Source organism: Chryseobacterium sp. YR221 (assembly GCF_900176315.1).
In the GTDB taxonomy this organism is placed as follows: domain Bacteria; phylum Bacteroidota; class Bacteroidia; order Flavobacteriales; family Weeksellaceae; genus Chryseobacterium; species Chryseobacterium rhizosphaerae.
Genome location: NZ_FWXM01000003.1, coordinates 677,480 through 698,096, shown reverse-complemented (window position 1 = coordinate 698,096; position 20,617 = coordinate 677,480). Strand labels below are relative to the sequence as shown.

The 20,617-nt window shown below is 36.1% G+C and carries 22 protein-coding genes; 13 read left to right on the top strand and 9 right to left on the bottom strand.

Annotated elements, in window-relative coordinates; genetic code table 11:
• Positions 1–28: 28 nt before the first annotated feature.
• From rlmB to B8967_RS12240, 3 genes are all read right to left on the bottom strand, one after another.
• Entirely contained in the window at positions 29–781 is a 753-nt protein-coding gene (gene rlmB, locus B8967_RS12250; RefSeq protein WP_081988957.1) for a 23S rRNA (guanosine(2251)-2'-O)-methyltransferase RlmB, read from the bottom strand.
• 210 nt (positions 782–991) lie between these two features.
• Entirely contained in the window at positions 992–1,462 is a 471-nt protein-coding gene (locus tag B8967_RS12245; RefSeq protein WP_047487264.1) for a DinB family protein, read from the bottom strand.
• A gap of 292 nt (positions 1,463–1,754) precedes the next feature.
• Positions 1,755–3,092 carry a peptide-N-glycosidase F-related protein gene (locus tag B8967_RS12240; RefSeq protein WP_084086278.1) on the bottom strand — a complete coding sequence of 446 codons (1,338 nt, stop codon included), beginning with the start codon at positions 3,090–3,092 and terminating at the stop codon, positions 1,755–1,757.
• 210 nt (positions 3,093–3,302) lie between these two features.
• Here B8967_RS12240 and B8967_RS12235 point away from each other — a divergent pair, with 210 nt between their 5' ends.
• From B8967_RS12235 to B8967_RS12185, 11 genes are all read left to right on the top strand, one after another.
• The gene (locus B8967_RS12235; protein WP_143330511.1) at positions 3,303–4,622 is read left to right on the top strand and encodes a hypothetical protein; all 1,320 of its coding nucleotides are present in this window, start codon (positions 3,303–3,305) and stop codon (positions 4,620–4,622) included.
• 299 nt (positions 4,623–4,921) lie between these two features.
• The gene (locus tag B8967_RS12230; RefSeq protein ID WP_047487886.1) at positions 4,922–5,926 is read left to right on the top strand and encodes an AAA family ATPase; all 1,005 of its coding nucleotides are present in this window, start codon (positions 4,922–4,924) and stop codon (positions 5,924–5,926) included.
• Positions 5,926–6,384, top strand: coding sequence for a GNAT family N-acetyltransferase (locus tag B8967_RS12225; protein ID WP_047487267.1), 459 nt, complete (start codon positions 5,926–5,928; stop codon positions 6,382–6,384). The genes B8967_RS12230 and B8967_RS12225 overlap by 1 nt, the downstream gene beginning before the upstream one ends.
• Before the next feature lie 75 nt (positions 6,385–6,459).
• Entirely contained in the window at positions 6,460–7,323 is an 864-nt protein-coding gene (locus tag B8967_RS12220) for a DUF58 domain-containing protein (protein ID WP_047487268.1), read from the top strand.
• Between the two features lie 68 nt (positions 7,324–7,391).
• Positions 7,392–8,288: a BatD family protein gene (locus B8967_RS12215; protein ID WP_084086276.1), complete on the top strand. Its 897-nt coding sequence runs from the start codon at positions 7,392–7,394 to the stop codon at positions 8,286–8,288.
• The gene (locus B8967_RS12210) at positions 8,281–9,273 is read left to right on the top strand and encodes a VWA domain-containing protein (RefSeq protein ID WP_047487274.1); all 993 of its coding nucleotides are present in this window, start codon (positions 8,281–8,283) and stop codon (positions 9,271–9,273) included. Before B8967_RS12215 ends, B8967_RS12210 begins: the two co-directional genes overlap by 8 nt.
• The gene (locus tag B8967_RS12205) at positions 9,273–10,280 is read left to right on the top strand and encodes a vWA domain-containing protein (RefSeq protein ID WP_084086275.1); all 1,008 of its coding nucleotides are present in this window, start codon (positions 9,273–9,275) and stop codon (positions 10,278–10,280) included. Before B8967_RS12210 ends, B8967_RS12205 begins: the two co-directional genes overlap by 1 nt.
• A gap of 99 nt (positions 10,281–10,379) precedes the next feature.
• The gene (locus B8967_RS12200; protein ID WP_052188568.1) at positions 10,380–11,123 is read left to right on the top strand and encodes a tetratricopeptide repeat protein; all 744 of its coding nucleotides are present in this window, start codon (positions 10,380–10,382) and stop codon (positions 11,121–11,123) included.
• On the top strand, positions 11,123–12,862 hold the full coding sequence (locus tag B8967_RS12195; RefSeq protein WP_084086274.1) for a BatD family protein: 1,740 nt from the start codon (positions 11,123–11,125) through the stop codon (positions 12,860–12,862). The genes B8967_RS12200 and B8967_RS12195 overlap by 1 nt, the downstream gene beginning before the upstream one ends.
• A 44-nt stretch (positions 12,863–12,906) precedes the next feature.
• Entirely contained in the window at positions 12,907–13,509 is a 603-nt protein-coding gene (locus B8967_RS12190) for a MarC family protein (RefSeq protein ID WP_047487283.1), read from the top strand.
• A gap of 5 nt (positions 13,510–13,514) precedes the next feature.
• Positions 13,515–13,715: a hypothetical protein gene (locus B8967_RS12185; RefSeq protein WP_047487286.1), complete on the top strand. Its 201-nt coding sequence runs from the start codon at positions 13,515–13,517 to the stop codon at positions 13,713–13,715.
• A gap of 74 nt (positions 13,716–13,789) precedes the next feature.
• On the opposite strand, the gene B8967_RS12180 is transcribed toward B8967_RS12185, so the two are convergent.
• The 5 genes from B8967_RS12180 to B8967_RS12160 form a co-directional block, all read right to left on the bottom strand.
• Entirely contained in the window at positions 13,790–14,764 is a 975-nt protein-coding gene (locus B8967_RS12180) for a chorismate-binding protein (RefSeq protein WP_084086273.1), read from the bottom strand.
• A gap of 234 nt (positions 14,765–14,998) precedes the next feature.
• On the bottom strand, positions 14,999–15,427 hold the full coding sequence (locus tag B8967_RS12175; protein ID WP_084086272.1) for a PaaI family thioesterase: 429 nt from the start codon (positions 15,425–15,427) through the stop codon (positions 14,999–15,001).
• A gap of 44 nt (positions 15,428–15,471) precedes the next feature.
• Positions 15,472–16,050: a 1-acyl-sn-glycerol-3-phosphate acyltransferase gene (locus B8967_RS12170; RefSeq protein WP_084086271.1), complete on the bottom strand. Its 579-nt coding sequence runs from the start codon at positions 16,048–16,050 to the stop codon at positions 15,472–15,474.
• A gap of 313 nt (positions 16,051–16,363) precedes the next feature.
• Complete coding sequence (locus B8967_RS12165) at positions 16,364–18,085, bottom strand: PspC domain-containing protein (RefSeq protein WP_084086270.1); 1,722 nt, start codon at positions 18,083–18,085, stop codon at positions 16,364–16,366.
• Between the two features lie 10 nt (positions 18,086–18,095).
• Complete coding sequence (locus tag B8967_RS12160; RefSeq protein ID WP_047487297.1) at positions 18,096–18,425, bottom strand: PadR family transcriptional regulator; 330 nt, start codon at positions 18,423–18,425, stop codon at positions 18,096–18,098.
• A 432-nt stretch (positions 18,426–18,857) separates the two neighbouring features.
• Between B8967_RS12160 and B8967_RS12155 the strand changes: the two genes are divergently transcribed.
• Both B8967_RS12155 and B8967_RS12150 read left to right on the top strand, forming a co-directional pair.
• Positions 18,858–19,550 carry an XAC2610-related protein gene (locus B8967_RS12155; protein ID WP_084086269.1) on the top strand — a complete coding sequence of 231 codons (693 nt, stop codon included), beginning with the start codon at positions 18,858–18,860 and terminating at the stop codon, positions 19,548–19,550.
• 8 nt (positions 19,551–19,558) lie between these two features.
• Positions 19,559–20,149 carry an HD domain-containing protein gene (locus tag B8967_RS12150; protein ID WP_047487303.1) on the top strand — a complete coding sequence of 197 codons (591 nt, stop codon included), beginning with the start codon at positions 19,559–19,561 and terminating at the stop codon, positions 20,147–20,149.
• Positions 20,150–20,210: 61 nt separating this feature from the next.
• Here B8967_RS12150 and B8967_RS12145 read toward each other — a convergent pair whose 3' ends face one another.
• On the bottom strand, positions 20,211–20,594 hold the full coding sequence (locus B8967_RS12145; RefSeq protein WP_047487307.1) for an acyl-CoA thioesterase: 384 nt from the start codon (positions 20,592–20,594) through the stop codon (positions 20,211–20,213).
• Positions 20,595–20,617 lie beyond the last annotated feature (23 nt).

The following is a 20,617-nucleotide window of genomic DNA, read 5'->3' as shown; positions in this document are numbered from 1 at the left end:
TTTTTTAATGTTGTGTTATTGAACTGAATTATTTCAAAATTTTCTGTCTTACCGCTTCATACAGAATAGCACCACATGCGACAGAAACATTTAGAGATTGTGTTTTTCCTTCAATAGGAAGTTTTATTTTTTCATCCGAATGATGAAGTACTTCTTTAGAAATTCCGGTTTCCTCATTTCCCATTACAATAGCACAAGGTTCTGAGAAGTTAACATCATAAATTAACTTTTGCGCTTTTTCACTCGCCGCAAATACCGTGATCCCGCTTTGCTGTAAAAAGTCTACGGCATGGGCAAGATTATTTTCTTTACAAATTTTAATATTATAAATGGCTCCTGCAGAAGTTTTTATCGCATCAGAATTGATTGGGGCAGCTCCTTTTTCCGGAATAATGATCGCATCGATACCCACACATTCTGCAGTTCTGCAGATGGCACCAAAGTTTCTTACATCGGTAAGTCTGTCCAGAATCAATAAGAAAGGTGTTTTTCCTTCTTCAAATAATTGAGGGACAATATCTTCTACTTTATAAAACGGAACATCCGAAATAAAAGCAACCACACCCTGGTGGTTTTTTCTCGTAAAGCGGTTCAGTTTTTCAACCGGAACATAATTGGGACGGATTTTATTTTTTGCTAAAGCAGCTTTCAATTCAGCATAAATAGGACCCTGAAGTGCATTCTGCACAAAGATCTTGTCAATGGTTTTTCCTGCTTCAATAGCTTCTATTACAGGACGAAGTCCGAAAATAAAATCGTCTTTTTTGTTGTCGTTTGTCAAAATTTATTTTTTCTATTGTTAAATCTAATCAAGGTAGGGAGGCTCTTCTACAGTTTTGTAGTAAAACAACATCCGGGCTTACATGAATTTTATTTTCCTCCGGATGAATTCCCTGATTTTTACTCATTAACCCTTCTGAAGGCTCATCAGTTTTATTTTTTTGCCTAAAATAAGAGCTGTGACGGCTCTTATTCATCAGAGGGTAATTGTTTAATATTTTTCGCCCAAAATAGCTCTTTTCTGAGCCATTGCATATCCGTAATGTAAGCTTTCATGCATGTTATTAAAGATAATGGCATCCTGAATACTTTTTAAATCCATTCCGAAACTGGTTGTATAGGGCGTGTAATCTGAAAAGAAATCACTGTCATAATCTTTCATTAAGATCTTTGAAGTTTCAGTAAGCAGGAATTCCAAATCTTCCACTTCTGATTTCTGAACATTGAGATTAGGCAAAGTCCCCTTTTTATAAGTTTCAATCCAGTACTTATCAATACGGAAAGGGTTTCCACTCAGATAATAATGCAGCAGCTGCTGTGTGGCAACTGTATGTGCAATATTCCAATATATATTGTTGTTGAAGCCATCCGGAATCAACAGAAGATCCTCATGAGAAGTATTCTGCAGGATGTCCAGAAGGTTTCTTCTTACCTGTCTGTGTGCTTGAAAATGATAGTTCATTTTGCAGTTTTTTTAATCTCCAAAAATAGTTTAATAAACTGGAAATGACAATTTTTTAAATAAGGGATTAGAGTTAAAGTTTTTTAACTATTCAAAAAAAGAGCTAATTATCAATATATTCTTGCGCTTTTTTCTATAATAACAGCGTTTTAAGCCTTTTAATTTTCCTTTTTTAAATCACAGGGCTTTTTGAAATGTAAAACCAGATAGTCATAAAAAACCTCTTCAGGATATTTTCCAAAGAGGCTTTTGTAGGGTTGAATTTAAATACCTTGAAGGGATACTATTCATTTTATTTCTTAATGATCTTATGTTTAAAAGCTGTTCCGTCTTTCAGTACAATATTCAAAAAGTAAACTCCTGTGCTGTATCCGGAAAGATCTACCTTGTTTTCTCTGTAGGTTTCAGATAATTTTTTTCCATCCATACTGAAGACTGTAACAGAGGCCACAGCAGTCTCTGATTTGATGGTTACAAAATCAGAAGTGGGATTGGGGTATATGCTGACATCGATTGTTTTAATGTCCTTAACATTCAATGTAGCATTGCTCTTACCCTGCATATAGACAGATAGGTATACATCTCCCTGCTGTTGATTGAAAACAGCCGTAGGGATGGTATGTTTAAGGGTGTGATTTCCTGCGGTCATATTAGCTAAGCTGAATCCACGTATAGGAACGGCGTTGCCCGGACACCAGTTGTTCCAGGAAGTCCATTCTGCAAGTGTTTTTGGAGTAGCACCATAGATTCCGTTACCTTGAGTGTTGTATACTCTGTAGGGTTCACACGAAATTCCTCCGGGGGTATAGGTGAGTACCTGTACATCGTCTACATAGGTGTAATTTTGTCTTCTTATATATTCTTCACCGCCGCTGTTGGCACCATGTGGGGTAGAGATCACAAAGAAACGGGCGTTGGTAACCGGATCAGGTAAATTAAAATTTACAATTCTAACCGTTTCACCGGCAGTATCTGTACTGTTGTAATTATTAAGTCTATTATAGCTCAGGATAGGAGCAATGGTGTTGTAGTCCGTCGCAGTAGCCCCTGTATCGGTTGAAAAGAAAGTAAGAGTTCCTGTAAATACATCATTCCTGCCGGAGCATCCCGGAACTTCATTGTTTGCTGCGTAAGGCACACCAAAAACATCCAGTTCCATATATATATCATAGGTGCTGCGTAGGGTGGCGTCATGAAATATACTGTACAGATTGCTTACATCGTAAGTGTAGGGAACTTCCATAGGGGAACGATTCATATTCATAAAAGGGGTGATGTATCTCCCTGCTTCAATCCTTTTTACATTAGCATCGTTTATCGTGTAAGTAGCTTGGTTTTTGGGTACTAATGCTAAAAAGACCTCACCCAGACGGTCATAGTTATCACATAATGCGCCTATGGTGACTCTCATTGCAATCTTTGCTTTAAAAGAGTCCATTTCGGCATCTGTAAGCTTTCTTGTATATCTGGCATTGTTCAGTCTGATCAACCCGTTGGGAACAGGAGCGGATACTGTAGCGGCATAGCCGTCATAAAACACTGCCTGAGAAATCACATTGGTTACTGTAGTGGTTTGTGATTTAAAAAAACTTGCAAACAAAAGACTGACAAAAAATAGCTTTTTATACATGTGATTGGTATTTGTTACAAATGTATTAAAATATGTACTTAAAAACACATTTGGTTAGATTGATTTTTAAATTAAATAGCTTTTTGTTGTTAATAGTGTAAAAAATAAGTAATAAAAGGTGTTTTCAATGAAAGGTGTAAATGAATTTTATTAAATAATTATATTTATCATTAATGTTGAAATTTTATTATTAAATTAGCATCGTATTCAATGGTAATTTTATTAATGATGAAGAAAAATTTACTTTTATTTTTATTATTGACAGTCTTGATGTTTAAAGCTCAGATCAATTTAAATATCGGAAGCACCAATGTAGGCACGGCGCCTGTCAGTAGCTTTTTTTCCTATTCCTATGTGCAGCAGATTTATCTTAAACATGAAATAAATGCGACTGCAGCAGGAACTATTACAGGTCTTACCTTTTATTTAGACCCATCATCCAGTATTGCTGATTCTTCAGACTGGACCGTTTATCTTGGGCATACTCCGAAAACAGCATTTACTTCCGGTACAGACTGGATTCCCTCTTCACAACTTACTCAGGTATTTGCAGGTACGGTAACGAAGAATAATAGTAAAGTGGAGATTGCTTTTACTACACCATTTGCCTATAATAATACAGATAATTTAGTGGTGGCAGCAAGAGAAAATGCTCCAAGCATTGATATTAATAATTTTGACGAAGTTTTTCGTGTGTATCCATATATTCCAAATTCTACCCTTTATTATAAAGGAGATCGGGCAGTTGTTGATCCGGCTTCTCCACCTGGTGGGATAAGAGTTAATTATAAGTCAGCAATAACAATTTCAGGATTAACGGCTAAGTCTACTCCCGGCTGCCCTTTCGTGCTTTATCCGGCAAACAATGCTCAGTTTATTTCTTTATCTCCTACTATTAGCTGGCAGCCTGTTATAGGAGCTACTTCTTATAAAGTTTCTTTAGGGACGAGTCCCGGAGGTACAGATATTATTAACCAGCAGGCTGTGACTGCTGCTAACTTTAATCTTTCACCATCAATTGTTCTTACGAGAGATACCAGTTATTATTTAAAAGTAACAGCTGTTTCTGCCAATGGTGAATCTTCCGGCTGTACGGATAATGTTTTTAAAACCATTCCTCCAATACCGGTAAATGATGCCTGTTTCGGAGCTTTGCTGGCATCTGTTTTTCCTTATTCATATACACAGAATGACGGAATGTCTTCTACCAATAATGCCGGATTTATAATGGCATGCCCCAACGATGGAATGAATGATGGACTCTGGTTTAAATTTACGGGAGAGGGTGGCCAGTATACCATTAAAGTGGCTCCTGCAACCATTTCTTTCGATCCCAAAATAGGAGTATATAAAGGATCGTGTAACAGCTTGACTTGTGTGGGTACAAAAGATAACGGCGGTGGCGGTAGTTCGGAAACTATTACCATTACTACCACGGCAGGAACAGAATATTATATAAATGTGGGATCTTACGAAGATTCTGAGGATAAGCCCGAAGATGTATTTACCATTACCATTACAAAGCTTTGATACGATGAAAAATTTGTAACAGATTTGTAATTTGATATAATAAAAATGTTGTGGTAAAAATATCACAACATTTTTTATAGGATACTGACAAAATGCTGTTTTCATAGCAGAAAAATCCCAGATACATCCGGAGAAGCTTCTATGTGAATGGGCTGTATGTATAAGAAACTCAGTTTGTATTATCTTGAATCCCTTGTCAAGCCCGGAATATTTAACAAACTTTAACTCAATAATGGCATTGATTGTGTTGATTAATGCAAGTATTTATCAGAAATTTACCACCTATTTTAAATCAAGCTATGTCAGATACATTTCAAGCAGAAGATATCCGTCAGTTGACGGAAAAAGTAAAAGAAAAAAACTATTTATTTTCTCTTCTGAGACAGGAAATCAACAAAGTTATTATTGGGCAGGAATACATGATAGACCGCCTTTTGGTAGGGCTTTTGGGAAATGGTCACGTACTTCTTGAAGGAGTTCCGGGACTGGCCAAAACTTTAGCGATAAAAACGTTGGCGGATGCTGTTCATGGCGAGTTCTCAAGGATTCAGTTTACTCCGGATCTGCTTCCTGCAGATGTGGTAGGAACAATGATCTATAATATCAAAGACAATGATTTTTCAATAAAAAGAGGTCCTGTATTCGCGAATTTTGTACTAGCGGATGAGATCAACCGTGCACCGGCAAAGGTGCAGTCTGCCCTGCTGGAAGTGATGCAGGAAAAGCAGGTCACTATTGGTGATGAAACCATGAAGCTTCCTAAACCATTTTTGGTATTGGCTACTCAAAACCCGATTGATCAGGAAGGAACTTACCTGTTGCCGGAAGCACAGAGTGACCGTTTTATGCTGAAGTGTACCATAGATTACCCGTCTTTTGAAGATGAAAGGAAAGTAATGAGGATGGTTTCCACTTCGCATCAGCCTACTGTAAATCCGGTAATTTCTCTTCAGGATATCGTAGATGCTAAAGAATTGATCAACCAGATTTATCTGGATGAGAAAATTGAAAAATATATCCTGGATATGGTGTTTGCGACACGTTATCCGGAAAATTACGGACTTTCCGAACTTAAAAATTATATCAGCTTCGGAGCTTCTCCAAGAGCATCCATTAACCTTGCGATTGCTTCACGAGCTTATGCATTCTTAAAAGGTAGAGCTTTTGTTATTCCTGAAGATGTAAAAGCATTGGCCAAAGATGTGCTGAGACACAGAATGGGCTTAACTTTTGAAGCGGAGGCAGAAGAAATTTCAACAGAAGAGATCATCAACAGAATTTTAGCAAAAATCCAGGCGCCATAATGAGTGATGTTGTAATCAGAAAAGCAGTTCAAGAAGACTGTAAATCAATGCTTGCCCTGATTAAGGAGCTTGCTGAATACGAAAAAGCATTACATGAAGTAACGGTAACGCTAGATCAGTTTACTGAAGATGGCTTTGGACCGTCTCCGGTTTGGGGTGCTTTTGTCGCTGAAATTAATGGAGAAATTGTAGGGATTTCGTTGTATTACGACAGATATTCAACCTGGAAAGGAAGAAGACTGTATCTTGAAGATTTGGTCGTAACCGAAAGAATGAGAGGAATGCAGATTGGAAAAAAATTATTTGATGCAACACTGGAGCATGGAAAATTAAATGATTACAGTGGAATGGTATTTCAGGTACTGAACTGGAATGAGCCGGCTATCAATTTCTACAAAAAGTACAGTACGAAATTTGATAATGAATGGCTGAATGTGTCCATTGAATTGAAAGATTAAAAGATAAAGATGGGAAGTGGAATGGTATCATTATGCTATACAAATCCCGTAAATTATTAAACCTTACATCAGCATATGCAGATAAAAGATATTGTAAAAAAAGTAAAGCAGATAGAAATCCGTACCAGAAAAAAGACGGAGGCTGCTTTGATGGGACAATATCACAGTGCCTTTAAGGGGCAGGGGATGACTTTTTCAGAAGTCCGTCCCTATCAGTTTGGAGATGAAATAAGAAGAATCGACTGGAATAAAACAGCGCGTTTCCGTGAACCGTTTGTAAAAGTAATGGAGGAGGAAAGAGAGCTTACCATGATGATTCTGGTAGATATTTCAGCTTCAATGGATTATGGAACGAAGACTCAGCTGAAGAGGGAATATGTTGCTGAAATTGCAGCCAGCTTAGGGTTTTCGGCCGCCGGAAATAATGATAAGGTGGGACTGATTCTGTTTGCTGACAAAGTATATAAAGTAATTCCACCACAGAAAGGGAGAAAACATATCCTTTCTATCATCAGCAATATCCTGACAGCCGATTATGTTCCTGCGGAGTCTAAAATAGACAAAGCATTGGAGTATATGATGGGAATTTTTAAAAGGAAATCTCTGGTATTTCTGTTTTCAGATTTTGAAGATGAATATGATTCTAAAATGCTGAGAGTGGCTTCAAAAAAACACCAGCTGCTGGGAATGCGGATTTATGATGAAAAGGATAATGAAATTCCTGATGTGGGATATACGCTGCTATATGATGTAGAAACAGGAAAACAAATATGGGCCAATACTTCCAGCGCCAGATGGCGGTATACTTTTGCGGAAGCGCAAAAACAGAAGTTAAGAGCCCTGGAAGAAGATTTTTCCAACAGCTCGGCCAGTTTTATGAATATCAATACAGGTTCAGATTATTCAAAACTGCTGTATAGCTATTTCCAGAAAAAATAAAACGGTAGCCAATAGATTAGAATGAGAAATAAAACAGTAGGCATGAGCCTGAATTTATTATTTGAAAATTGAAAAAAACACTATTAATATTATCTTTTTTTATCTGTGTCAATGCTTTTTCACAGATATTATCTTCCAATATAGAGAAGAAAACTATTGCGTTAGGTGAAGTCAATCACTTTGTTATAAAAATTGACAATATTCATGATCAGCAGGTGATCTCTGCAGCTAAAAATGAATTGCTTCCTTTTCACTTTGAAGAAACAAAAGACAGCATCGGACAAAATGCCAATTTATACGAAAGGAAAATAGAGTTTGCTGTTTTTGAAGAAGGAAAATTTACCATTCCTGAGCTGGAATTTAAAGTGGGAGATAAAATACTGAAGACTATTCCTTATGAGATAGATGTCATTAATACAGCTCAAAAGGCTGACCAGATTAATGATATCATGAAGAATAAAGAAGTCAAACTTGATGCAAAAGATTATTGGGAACTATATAAATTCTATATTCTGGCAGCTTTAGCAGGTATTGCTTTGATTGTGGCTATTATCATGATTGTGAAATGGGGAAGAAAATCCAAGAGTTCACCGGTGGTAGCGACCAACCAAACATTAAAAGAGTTAGATTCCCTTAAAAAGAAAAAATATATTGAAGGCGGTAATTTCCGTTCATTCTATGTAGAACTGATCGATATTTCCAGAACTTTTATAGCCAAACAATATCATCTTCCTGCAGATGTACTTCTTACCGATGACCTTATTGATGTCATGAAAAAGAACAATACCATTTCTCAGGATAACGAAAAAATAATAGAAGATGTTTTCTTAAGAGGAGACCTTGTGAAATTTGCGAAAACCTTTCCTGATAAAGATACCATGGAAAATGATTTTGCCAATATCAGGGATTTTGTAAAAAGATCATCGAAAGATTTAGAATTTGAAAACTTAAGAAAGGATGTTTAATTTTGAGTTTTACAGTCCATGGTTCTTATTGCTTTTTCTACTGTTTATTCCTCTTTTTATTAAAGATGCCGGAAGACAGAAAAGGAAAGGGATAAAAGTCCCTACCGTTAAAAATATGGATTCCAGTGGTGGTATTCGTGCTGTTCTTTTTGTCTTGAAGATATCAAAGTACATCATTCTTGCAGCACTGATCATTGCTATGGCGAGACCCAGAACTTTTACGGTCTCCCAGGATAGAGATGATACAAAAGGAGTGGATATTATGCTGTCTATAGACGTCTCTCTCAGTATGCTGGCGAAGGATTTAAGCCCGGACCGTATAACAGCATTGAAAGATATTGCCGTAAAATTTGTTCAGAAACGTCCTAATGACCGGATAGGAGTTGTAGCTTATGCTGCAGAGGCTTTTACAAAAGTACCTGTCACTTCAGATCATCAGGTTGTAATTGATGAGATTAAAAATCTTAATTCAGCAGGACTGGAGCCGGGAACAGCTATTGGGGAAGGACTTTCCGTAGCCGTGAACCATTTGATTAAAAGCAAAGCGAAAAGCAAGGTGATTATCCTGATGACAGATGGGGTTAGTAATATTCAGAATGCTATTCCGCCACAGATTGCTGCCGAACTGGCTAAAAGTAATCATATAAAGGTTTATTCCATAGGAATCGGGACCAATGGATATGCACTGATGCCTACATCACAGGATATCTTTGGAGACCTTGTCTTTACTGAGACGGAAGTTACCATTGATGAAAATACGTTACGGGAAGTGGCTCAGACTACCGGAGGAAAATATTTCAGGGCTACTTCAAACAGCAGCCTTGAAGAAGTATACGATGAGATTAACCAATTGGAGAAATCTGATGTAAAGGTTTCCAAGCTTTACAATTACGAAGAATATTTTAAAATCTTCCTGTGGATTGCTTTAGGAATGCTGGTGTTAGATGCGTTGTTGAGATGGGTGTTTTATAAAATTTTAAGCTGATGAGTTGGTCTTTAGGAAATTATTGGTATTTATTTTTACTGTTGCTTCTGCCGCTGTTAGCCTTCTTTTTGATCCGTTTTTTGAAATGGAAAAATAGAAAGAAAGAAATTTTTGCCGACAGCCAGTTTCATGATCATTTATTTGAAAAACAATCGGGATTTATAAAAATTTTCCCTGCCTTGTATTTGTTAGGAACTTTATTTTTGATATTTTCAATTATTGATCTTCTTAATGGTTCGGAGGAGGTGAGAAGCAGTCAGAAGCTGAATAATGTGATTTTTATGCTTGATGTTTCGAATTCAATGAACGCCGAAGATATAGACCCAAGCCGCCTTACTGAGGCTAAAAATCTGATGCTGGGTACTATGCAGAAGATGAAAAATGATAAAGTAGGTATTGTGATTTTTGCGGGACAGGCCATGTCTATCATGCCCCTGACTACAGATTATAATTCTGCCGAAACCTATATCAGCGGAATTGAAACCAATTCTATGCAGATCCAGGGAACAGATTTTTTGAATGGAATGCAGGCTGCTGTAGATAAGTTTAAAAATGTAAGTAAAGGTTCCAGAAAGGTGATATTGCTCAGTGATGGTGAAGATAACGAGGGGAATGACAATGCCGCGATAAGACTAGCCAATAAAGAGGGAATAAGTATTACTTCTGTAGGAGTGGGGTCCGATGAAGGAGCACCCGTTCCTGAATATGTTTATGGACAGTTAATGGGCTATAAAACAGATGTGAATGGGGGAACCGTTATTTCAAAAAGACAGACGGATGCCTTAAAAAAGATGGCTGAATCTACCGGTGGAAGTTATATAGATGGCAATAATATCAATGAAGCGCCAAGCAGAATTATTGATGCTGTTAATAAAAAATCTTCCGGATCCGAAACCATGGTGAAGTCACAGAATGCCAACCATTACTATCAATATTTTCTGGGAGCATCAATCTTATTTTTTCTTTTAATTTTTCTTTTTAATCCTAAAAAAGATTTCAATGTGTAGTCTTCATGAGAAGGGAACAGCATTTTAATGGGTACTTTAACCGAATTTTAACAAATAAACCCCTGTTTCTTAACATTTAAAGGAATAATTTTGCAAAGGATGAATACTAAAATCTTACTTTTATCGTTTATAATTGCTTTTTCATTCTCAGGCATTTTGTTTGGGCAGGAAAACTATAGGACTTTGGTTCATGAAGGGAACCAAAAATTCGACGGTAAAGACTATGATGGAGCTTCTTCGAAATATATGGAAGCCGCAAAATCCAATGACAAAGATTTTACGGCACATTATAATTTGGGGAATGCCTTATATAAAAGTAAGAAGTATGAAGAGGCAAAAGAAGAGTTTGAAAAAGCACAGCAGTTTTCGCAGACACTTCCTGATAAGGCGGCGGCACTTCATAATTTAGGCAATAGCTATATGCAGATGAATCAGCCGGAAAAGGCTGCAGATTATTATAAAAAAGCTCTTAAGCAAAATCCGTATAGTGAGGCCACCAGAAAAAATTATGAAATTGCCAAATTAAAAGAAAAAGAGCAGCAACAAAAACAGCAACAGAATAACTCAGGAAAAGGAGGCGGCGGTAATGATCAGAATAAAGGTGATGATCAGAAAGGCGATAAAAAAGATCAGAAGCAGGACCAGGGAAGTGGTCAGCAAAATGAAGGTAAAAGTGACCAGGGTAATGATCCTCAGCAAAAACAGAATAATGAGGGTAAAATGCCAAAAGACCTTGAAAATGCAATTCTAGATAAGATAAACGAAAAAGAAAAAGAAACCGCCAGAAGAATTTTAAATAAGAATTCTTATTCGATGCCTGAAAGCAACGAGAAAGATTGGTGATGCAGCATAAATTGATTTACATATTGCTTACTCTGGCATCCGTAATTACTTACGGACAGGTAAATCTTAGCCTAGATGCTGATAAAGCCGAATATGCAGGCAAGGATATTGTGAATCTTACAATCGTATTAGAACTTAACGGAAGTGATCTTGTACAGCAAACAGGATTTCAGCTTCCGGATCTTTCGAAATTCAATATTATCGGAAGTGGTTCGGTTACCAATACCGTGATTGATCCTGCTACCAATACGCTGATTACTCAAAAAATATCAAGAATAGCCCTTGAACCTAAGAAAAAAGGGAAAATAAAAATAGGATCGGTACTGGTGACCGTCAATAATAAAATCTACAAAACAGAACCTTTTGATGTTAACGTCAAAGAATTTGTAGAAAAGAAATCTTTAGCCGGGAATACTTCCAATGATGTCTATCTGAATATGGAGATAGAGGACAGGGAGGTATATCAGGATCAACCTACCATTGCTGTTCTGAAGGTGTATTCCAGAAATATGGATAACCTTAGAAAGGTGAAAAATATCCATCTTCCACAGCAGGATAATATCAATGTACATCCTATAAATTTTAACAGGTCTGAAATAGATCCGACGAATTCCGGAAATATGGCTTCTCAGATTTTGGCGATGTTTATGGTATTTCCAAATGAAGCAGGATATGTAGAAGTTCCTGGAGTATCAGCCTCTGTCAACTCTCATTCCAGTAAGAATAAGATTGTTTCCAATAAGATCAAGCTGAATGTAAAAAAACTTCCGGAAGGAGCTCCTGACTGTTTTAAAAATGCAGTAGGAAACTTCAATGTAAGTGTTTATAATGCTACTAAAGAGAAACCTGAAGCTAAAAAACCAATGAATGTCGTGGTAAAAGTTTCAGGAGAAGGAAATTTACCGGATATGGAGCTTCCAAAAATTGCTGCGTCTCCGGATTATGAAATTTTTGCTCCTAAAATCACCTCTAAAGTTTCTCCGGGAACAACGGGTATGAAAGGGGTCATCTTAGCCAGCTATGTCATTATTCCTAAGAAATCGGGAGCAATTTCTATAAAAACAGAACAGTTTGCTTTTTTTAATCCTGAAAACAAAGAATATATTGATCTTGGACAAGAGACTTTGGCCTTGAATGCATTTTCTCATGAGCAGGTTCTGGAAGCCCGTTCTACAGTGGAGAAGGTAAATGAATATACCAATAATCTTCTTGAAACGGTAAATACCCCGGTTTTAAAAACCACTTCATTTAAAGTAAAAGAAAAAAGCAAATTCCACTGGAATATTCTGTTAACCAATATTGTGATCCTTTTGGGATTATTTGTTGCCTATCTGTTATTTAAGACTTGGCAAAAAAAACGTACATTAGTTAGGGAAAATGCACCGTCTAAATCTTTAGGGTCAGTGGCTGAAACAGAAAGAGAAATCAAGGAATTGCTGAAAACAGATATTAATGACTATTTCAGCTATCTTGAAAATCTTAAAGATAACGGGGAATATGAAAAGTTCTTTGAAACACTGGAAGAATTGGATGAGGAAGTAAGAGGTCAGTATTTTCAGGGCTCTGTCAGCGAGTTTAAGACTTTTCTTGAAAATCACAAAGGTTCTTCTCTTGCAGAAGACTATGGAAAACTTCAGCAGAAAATTCAAATAGAAAAATATTCTCCTGTGAAATCTGTAGAAGCTCTTGAGGAACTTTTGAAGACAATTGTTAATTTATATTCACAAATTAGCAAATAGTTAATTTATTTTCATATTTTTGCGAAATTTTTAATTACAAAGAGATGGAAATTTTTGATGGTTTCTCTATTAAAGAGGTCGTTACAAGCTTTATGGTTCTTTTCGCCGTTATTGATATTATCGGGTCAGTTCCTATTATAGTAAGCCTTCAACAGAAGTTCGGGCAAATTGAAGCTGGAAAGGCTGCAATTACTGCCGGAGTTATTATGATTGTTTTTCTATTCGTAGGAAATAAGATTCTTAAGCTGATTGGAGTAGACGTGAATTCCTTTGCCATTGCCGGAGCTTTTGTGATTTTTGTCATAGCCCTGGAAATGATTTTAGGAATTGAAATTAATAAAACTACTGAAGCAAAAGCGGCATCCATTGTTCCCATCGCATTTCCGCTGGTTGCAGGTGCCGGAACACTTACTACAGCGCTATCTCTCAGAGCGGAATTTCATGATATTAATATTATTTTAGGAATTGTTCTTAATACAATTTTCGTATATTTGGTGCTTAAATCAGCGAAATGGCTGGAAAGGAAAATAGGGGATGCTACATTGATGATCCTTCAGAAAGTTTTCGGAATTATCCTGCTGGCAATTTCAATTAAATTATTCACCGCAAATTTCGCCCAGTTGGTGCTGAATTATGTTAATTTTTAGAAATTATGAAGAAGTTTTATAAAGTATTTTTAGTACTATTTATTGTATTCATTGCCATTAATCTTTATGCTATAGATTGGCAGTCAGATGTTTTATCAGAAGAGAGTGATAACCTGAAGTTTGTATTTTCTGCAGCAGCAGCTTTTATTGGTCTTATTTTGCTTTTCGTTATGGATACGTGGAGCAGAATCGGAGTAAAGAAATAACCAGATATTTATATTTTAAAATAAATAAAACCTCTTTCAGACTGAAGGAGGTTTTTTATTTCTATTGAGGTTCTTTATGCCTTGTTAGAAGTGACCAGATTTTTAAGAATTGCTTCAGACTTCATTTCTGTTTCAACCCATTCTTTTTCAGGGGTGCTCTGAGCAGTAATTCCGCCGCCGACAAATACATGTACGGAGTCTTGATAAAGCCTTGCACATCGCAGATTTACAAAAAACTGTATGCTTTCTTCAGTTTCAATTTTAATGTAACCGGCATAGAATTCACGGGGGAACTTTTCATACTTATGAATATTTTCAATGCAAAAATCTTTAGGAATGCCACATACTGCCGGAGTAGGGTGAAGATCCTGGATAAGAGCATCAAGGTCCTCAGGTTTTATATGCGTTCGGAAATCTGTACGGAGGTGTTTGATGTTGCCGGAAATATGATCGTAAGTTTCTGACTGCTTTACATGGCTGGAATAGTTGGTAAGGATATCCTGAATATAGTTGGTAACAGGTTTCTGTTCTTCAATCTCTTTTTCGGTCCATTCTTCAGAAACAGGTAGCGTGCCTGCCAGTGCCATGGTTTCAAATTCATGGGTTTCCTTATTGAATTTCCCCAGCACTTCAGAAAAAGCACCCATCCAGGCGTTATCCCCATCATTAAACAAATACCTGAAAGCATTCGGATAAGAGATGCATAGATTTTTAAAGCTTTCTTTAAGGTCTATTTCATCAAAGCTCCTGAATATCTTTCTTCTCGAATAAACCAGTTTAGGAAGCTGGTTGTCTTTAATCACTCCAATTACCTTCTGAAGGCTATGCATGTACTCTTCTTTCGTTTCTTCTTCAAAATGGGTTTGATCCTGTAATAGGGGACTGCTTATGAGACCGGTTGGGATATATTGTTCTTCAGCAGAAGTAATTCGACCTTCAAAACTCACCTGTTTCAGTTTGTCAAAAGAATAAAAATTTACGGAATTTATATTCTGATTATGATCTGTGGAATATAATTGTTCGTCAAAAGGAAATTTGAAATAAATCATTAGCTGTGGATGGATTTTGAAAATCATCGCCCGGAAATAAGATAGGAAATTCCCACGTTGATTTTCCTTTCTGCAAAGGTATTATTAGTCTTAAAAATGTCAAAATTAAAAGAGTAGTTTTTTTAGGAAATATTCTTCATTTGATACCCGTGGTGCTCTAAAAAAATGCAGCAAGTATATAAAAAAAGACTCAATTTTTTTGAGTCTTCTGTTTTTTAGTGATATCTCTTTAGTCTATCTCAGAATAATATTATTCGTCATCGTAGTATGATTGATGAGTACTTCTTTTTCATCTCTGATCTCAATCTCTGAAACATGCATGGTTTTTCCCTTTCTGATAAAGCGGGCGGTAGCAGTGACAACCCCATCTTTCTTACTTCTCAGATGATTGGAATTGATATTGGTTCCCACACCATAATATTTATCTCCGTCTATAAAAATATTAGACAGGCTTGACCCTAAGGTTTCAGCCAATACACAGCTTGCTCCCCCATGCATGATTCCAAAAGGCTGATGGGTCCTTGGAAGTACAGGCATTGTGGCAGTAAGGGTTTCATTTTCGACATCAATGTCGATGAATTTTATTTCCAGGGTTTTTGCCAGGGTTTCGTTTCCCCAGTTATTTAAAAACGCTAATATTTCTTCTTTATTCTGACCTTTCATTGTATGTTGATAAATGATGATTGATAATTTACGGTTGATGATACTTATTCTCCCATGATATTAGGATTCCAGTTGGCAGGGATTTTAGGACCAATATCATTTTTAATGTAATAATCCTGAATTTCCTGCATAATCTCTGAAAAAGGAGCTGATGCAAGCCTTTCATAAGGAATAGTATAGCCCAGGTAAACAATATTTCTTTTGAAATCTCCGGCTGCCAGTACAATAGGAACTTTTGCCGCCAAAGCCATATGATAAAAACCTTTTCTCCATTTCGGAACCCAGCTTCTTGTTCCTTCCGGGGTAATAACCAGACTGAAATCTTCTTTTGCAAATTGATTGGCTACAAAATTGACCAGATCATTTTTTTGAGTTCTGTCTATACCGATACCCCCAAGGCCTCTTACCAGGCTTCCGTACCATGCTTTGGTGTGAGCATCTTTAATAATAATCTTTAATGGTTTTCCTAAAGACCAGTAGGCAAGGTTTCCTAAAATGTATTCCATATTATGGGTGTGTGGTGCTACCACAAGGATACACCTGTTCAGGCTGTTTACATCGCCCTGCAGAACGACTTTCCAACCTAATAATTTTAGCATTAATTTGCCTATCAGTTTTTTCATAAATTCTTGGATTAAAACAAAAAAGTATAACCAAACTTTGGTTATACTTTACAAATATATTGAAATATTATCGCTCTTAAAACAAACCGTTGATTAAATCTACGATTTTCATAACAAATTCTAGGGCAAATTGTATCATGATAGGTGTGTGTTTTTTGTTGGTTGGTTATTATATTTTAATAGTACGAAAGTAAAGCTTTTTTTTTACATAGGAAACTAAATAATATGATTTTTTTTCTTTTCTGAGATAAGAAGAGTGTGAATTTCAAACGGTTGCTATCCACTCACACCTTCTCGCACTCTCTGAAGTTAATTATTTAGTTTGTATGGAAATTTCGTTTTTTCCGTCTTTGATCTTAATGTCTACATCTTTGTTCAGTTTTTTGATGTCGGACGTTACAGAATCAATTACTTTTTCAACATGATAGTTTGGTACTTTTTTACCATTAATGATCACGCTGTCTTTATCATTAGGATCATAGCTTATTGTAGAACCGTTTACTGTAATTTTATTTTTTTCGATTCTTATACCATGTTGGTTCTCATCTCTGTCCTGATCATCATCATTGATACCGTCTCCATCCAGATCCCCATCGAAGCTGATACGGTCTTTTTTTAATGGAATAACAATCGCTTTTTGAGGAACTACCAGTTCATAATTTACTCTGTAATCTCTGAATCTGTGCTCATATGGATACTTTACATAGTTTGGAAGGATTACTTTGTTATTAACAACCTCTACCGGTACTGTTAACTGAATAGGGAAGTTATAGCCGTTTCCTTCTTTTTTAATAATCAGATAAGGAGTTTTGATATCCGGTTTTCTTGTTACATCTACAGAAATATAATCCTCTTCATAAACGAATCTCTTATCAGAATAAATATCATCATCATAAGCTTTGAAGTTTTGTGGAATACTTACCTGTTTTACATCTACATAAACGGTGTCAGAATTGGTATTGATAGCCACATTCTCTGTATCCTCTTTGCTTCCTCTGTAGATCAGGTTTTTCTTTGCCATACTTAATCCAAAGTAAGTTCCTAATCCGATCAATAGAAGAAATAATCCACCTATTACCCATCCGATATTTCTCAGCTTAGTTTTTGGAGAGAATATTTTAATACTTAATAAGCTAAAAAGAATAGCCGGGATTAAGCTTCCGATAACCATTATAGCTGCTAATACCTTATCAAGACCATTATCATCCATATAGAATCTGATTTGATTGGCACCAGGGAAATCTGTATCCATTCCAAAAAGTCCAAAGACTACAAATACTCCAATGATACTTCCCACAGCCATCAGCACAAAGATTCCGCCTACGATATACTTCAGTATATTCCAGGCTCCGCTTCCTGCGTTGTTGATATAAGGCTTGTTCTCATTATATATTTCTCCGACCCTCTGAGTAGATTCATTAGCAAACTGTACTAATTTATTAGACTCATTTTTAAGATTGTCGAAGTTCATAGGCTTTCCCTGCATTTTCAGGAAATCTGCTGCTGTTTCAGCTTTTGGAAGAACGATCCAAAGGATTACATATAAAAGTCCGATCAATGAAGAAGAAATAGCCGCGGTAAAGATTCCTAAAACGAAAATTCCTAACCAAATGGCTCTCATAGCCGTAATATCCATTCCTACATACTGGGCTAACCCAGCACAAACTCCTGCAACCTTTTGTTTCTCAGGATCACGGAACAATTGTTTTTTATCCGTAAAGTTGGAACCGGAGTAGTTATTTTTATTTGTTGATTTTTCAGAAAAATAAGCCTCTTCCTGTTCTTCGATTTTTTCTGGAGTTCCGATCTGTGCAATTACTTTTTCTACATCAGTATCATTAATCACTTCACGTTTTCCCAGAGAATCTCTGAAGATCTCTACCATTCTTATTTCTATGTCGTGCATTACCTCATCTACTTCCGAAGCATCCAGTGAGCTTCTAAGAGCGTTCAGGTAATCGCTGAGCTTTATATATGCGTGTTCTTCTATCGTAAAAGAAAAACCTGCGAGTCCTATTGAGAGTGTCTTGTTCATAGCTTTGTTTTTAATGTTGTTGAGTGATTTGGCTTACTGACGCTGTCAGCTCATTCCAGGTATTTTGTAATTCATTCAGGAAAAGTTTTCCTTTTTCAGTAATCTGATAATATTTTCTGGGTGGACCTCCTGTAGATTCTTCCCATCTGTAAGAGAGAAACTCTCCATTTTTAAGCCTTGTCAGAAGTGGGTAGAGGGTTCCTTCCACAACATCCAGTTTTCCTTTTTTCAGTTCATCTATCAGATCGGAAACATACATTTCGCGATGATTGATGAGACTTAGAATACAGAATTCCAGAATTCCTTTTCGCATTTGCGCTTTGGTATTTTCGGTATTCATCTTTGATAAGTTTTTGTTAATTAGTTATATGTTAGAATATTGCTCCTAGCTAGATGAGCTTATTCCGATTTTACATTACAAAGATATGTAATTAAAATGGTAATATGCAATACAAAGTAGTGAAATTTTTAAAATAAAATAGTTAACATATTGTAAATCAATATTATAAATTTTAATTTAAAATTGATCAAAAATAGAATAAGGTAAAAATAGTGCCGAAAATTTTAAATAAATGCAGATAAACTGAAAAAATGAGAATGGATAAAAAGGGTATTTCTTTAGAATTTCTTAAAAAAAGAGTGACATTATATACTCGGTTTTGAATCAAATTCATTGTTGTTGTATGGCAAAGATATTTTGAAGTCGAGGTTATGATTCGTATTTTTGTTGTAAGATTTTATAAAAAAACACCTAAATCCATTTGCTATTACTATGAAAATTTTGAATTATTACAGAAGTATATCTGCATGTATTCTGTTGGGTCCTTTATGTTTTGGACAATATCAGTTTGAAGTAAAAAATGCATCAAAGAATTATGATGTCATCATCAATAGTGAAAATTGCTTTGATGAGCAATGTAAAGACAAAGGAACAATAGAATTATATGACAACAAGAACACTAAAGTTCAGACTTTAACTTCCGAAGATCTTGTATTTTATGTAAAGGAGGGGCAAAAATTGATGCCTGGAAAAATGATCCAGCTTACCAATGAAGAAAGCCCTTTTATTATTGATGATTTTAATTTTGACGGAACAGAAGATATCGCTGTCAGAAATGGAAATAAAGGAAATTACAGCAGTGCATCCTATGATGTCTATGTATTCAATAGTACGAGAATGGCTTTTGTAAAAAGTGAGGAACTTACGGAAATCGGTTCCAGTTATTTTGGATTATTTGGGGTAGATGCTAAGCGCAAACGTCTTGTAGCCACAGGAAAATCCGGATGTTGCATGATTTTTACTACGGAATATAGAGTAATTCCTAATAAGGGATTAGAAAAGGTATTGGAGAGGGAAGAGGATATGACCAATGAAGACCGTGTAAAAGTGATGACCAAAGAAAAAATAAATAATAAATGGGTGACCAAAATCAAGGTGTATCCGGCAGATCAATATAATAGATAAGTAACATAATGAAGATTCAGAAAGAGATTGATTTTATCCTGGCAGTAGATGCTTTGAAAAATGTACAGAGAAGAAATTATAATGCAGATGATTCGAGAAGAGAGAATACTGCAGAACATTCATGGCAGATCGTTATTCTTGCACAGATTTTATATCCTTATGCAAAAAACCGTGCTGACATTGATTTGCTGAGAGTTATCAGAATGCTTTCTATCCATGACCTGGTTGAAATTGAGGCAGGAGATACTTTCCTTTTTGATGAAAAAGCAATGGTCGGAAAGTTTGAAAGAGAAAAAGTTTCTGCCCAAAAGATTTTTGGAATCTTAGACGAGCCATTACGTTCGGAGTTTTTCAATTTATGGATAGAATTTGAAGAGGAAAAAACACCGGATGCTATTTTCGCCTGTGCTATCGACAGGATTATTCCTTTTATCCTGAATTCATATACCTCAGGAAAAAGCTGGACAGAAGCCGGAGTTACGGAAAAGCAGATTAGAAATATGCTTGAAAATGCCATCTGCAGAGCTTCTGATGAGATGGGGGAGGCTTTTGAACTGTTATTGACCAGAAATCTGGAAACCGGAAAAGTAATCAAATAAAAGCTTAGCGCTTTTTTCTAAAATAGTTTCGGGCGGCCAAAGGCCGCCCGAAACTTTATAATTATAGGATTTGGATTGGTTTTTTGAATTCGTCAATGGCAACAAAAGTAAAATCACCAATGATTGCTTTTTCTCTTTCGTAGGAATACATCTGTTCCGTGTAGATCTCTACATTGACCTTCATACTGGTTTTTCCAACGTAGGCAACCTTTCCGATCAGCTCAACGATAGTTCCGGCAGGAATAGGTTTTTTAAAGTCAATTTTATCACTGCTTACAGTGACCACTCTTTTTCTTGCGAATCGGGTAGCAGTAATGAAAGCTACTTCATCCATCAGCTGCATAGCCGTACCACCAAAAAGGGTATCATAATGATTTGTTGTGTTAGGGAAAACCGCTTTAAATATTCTGGTTTCGGATGCTTCAATTCTTTCTTCTGTAGTCATATTTCATTATTAATTAAAGCGAA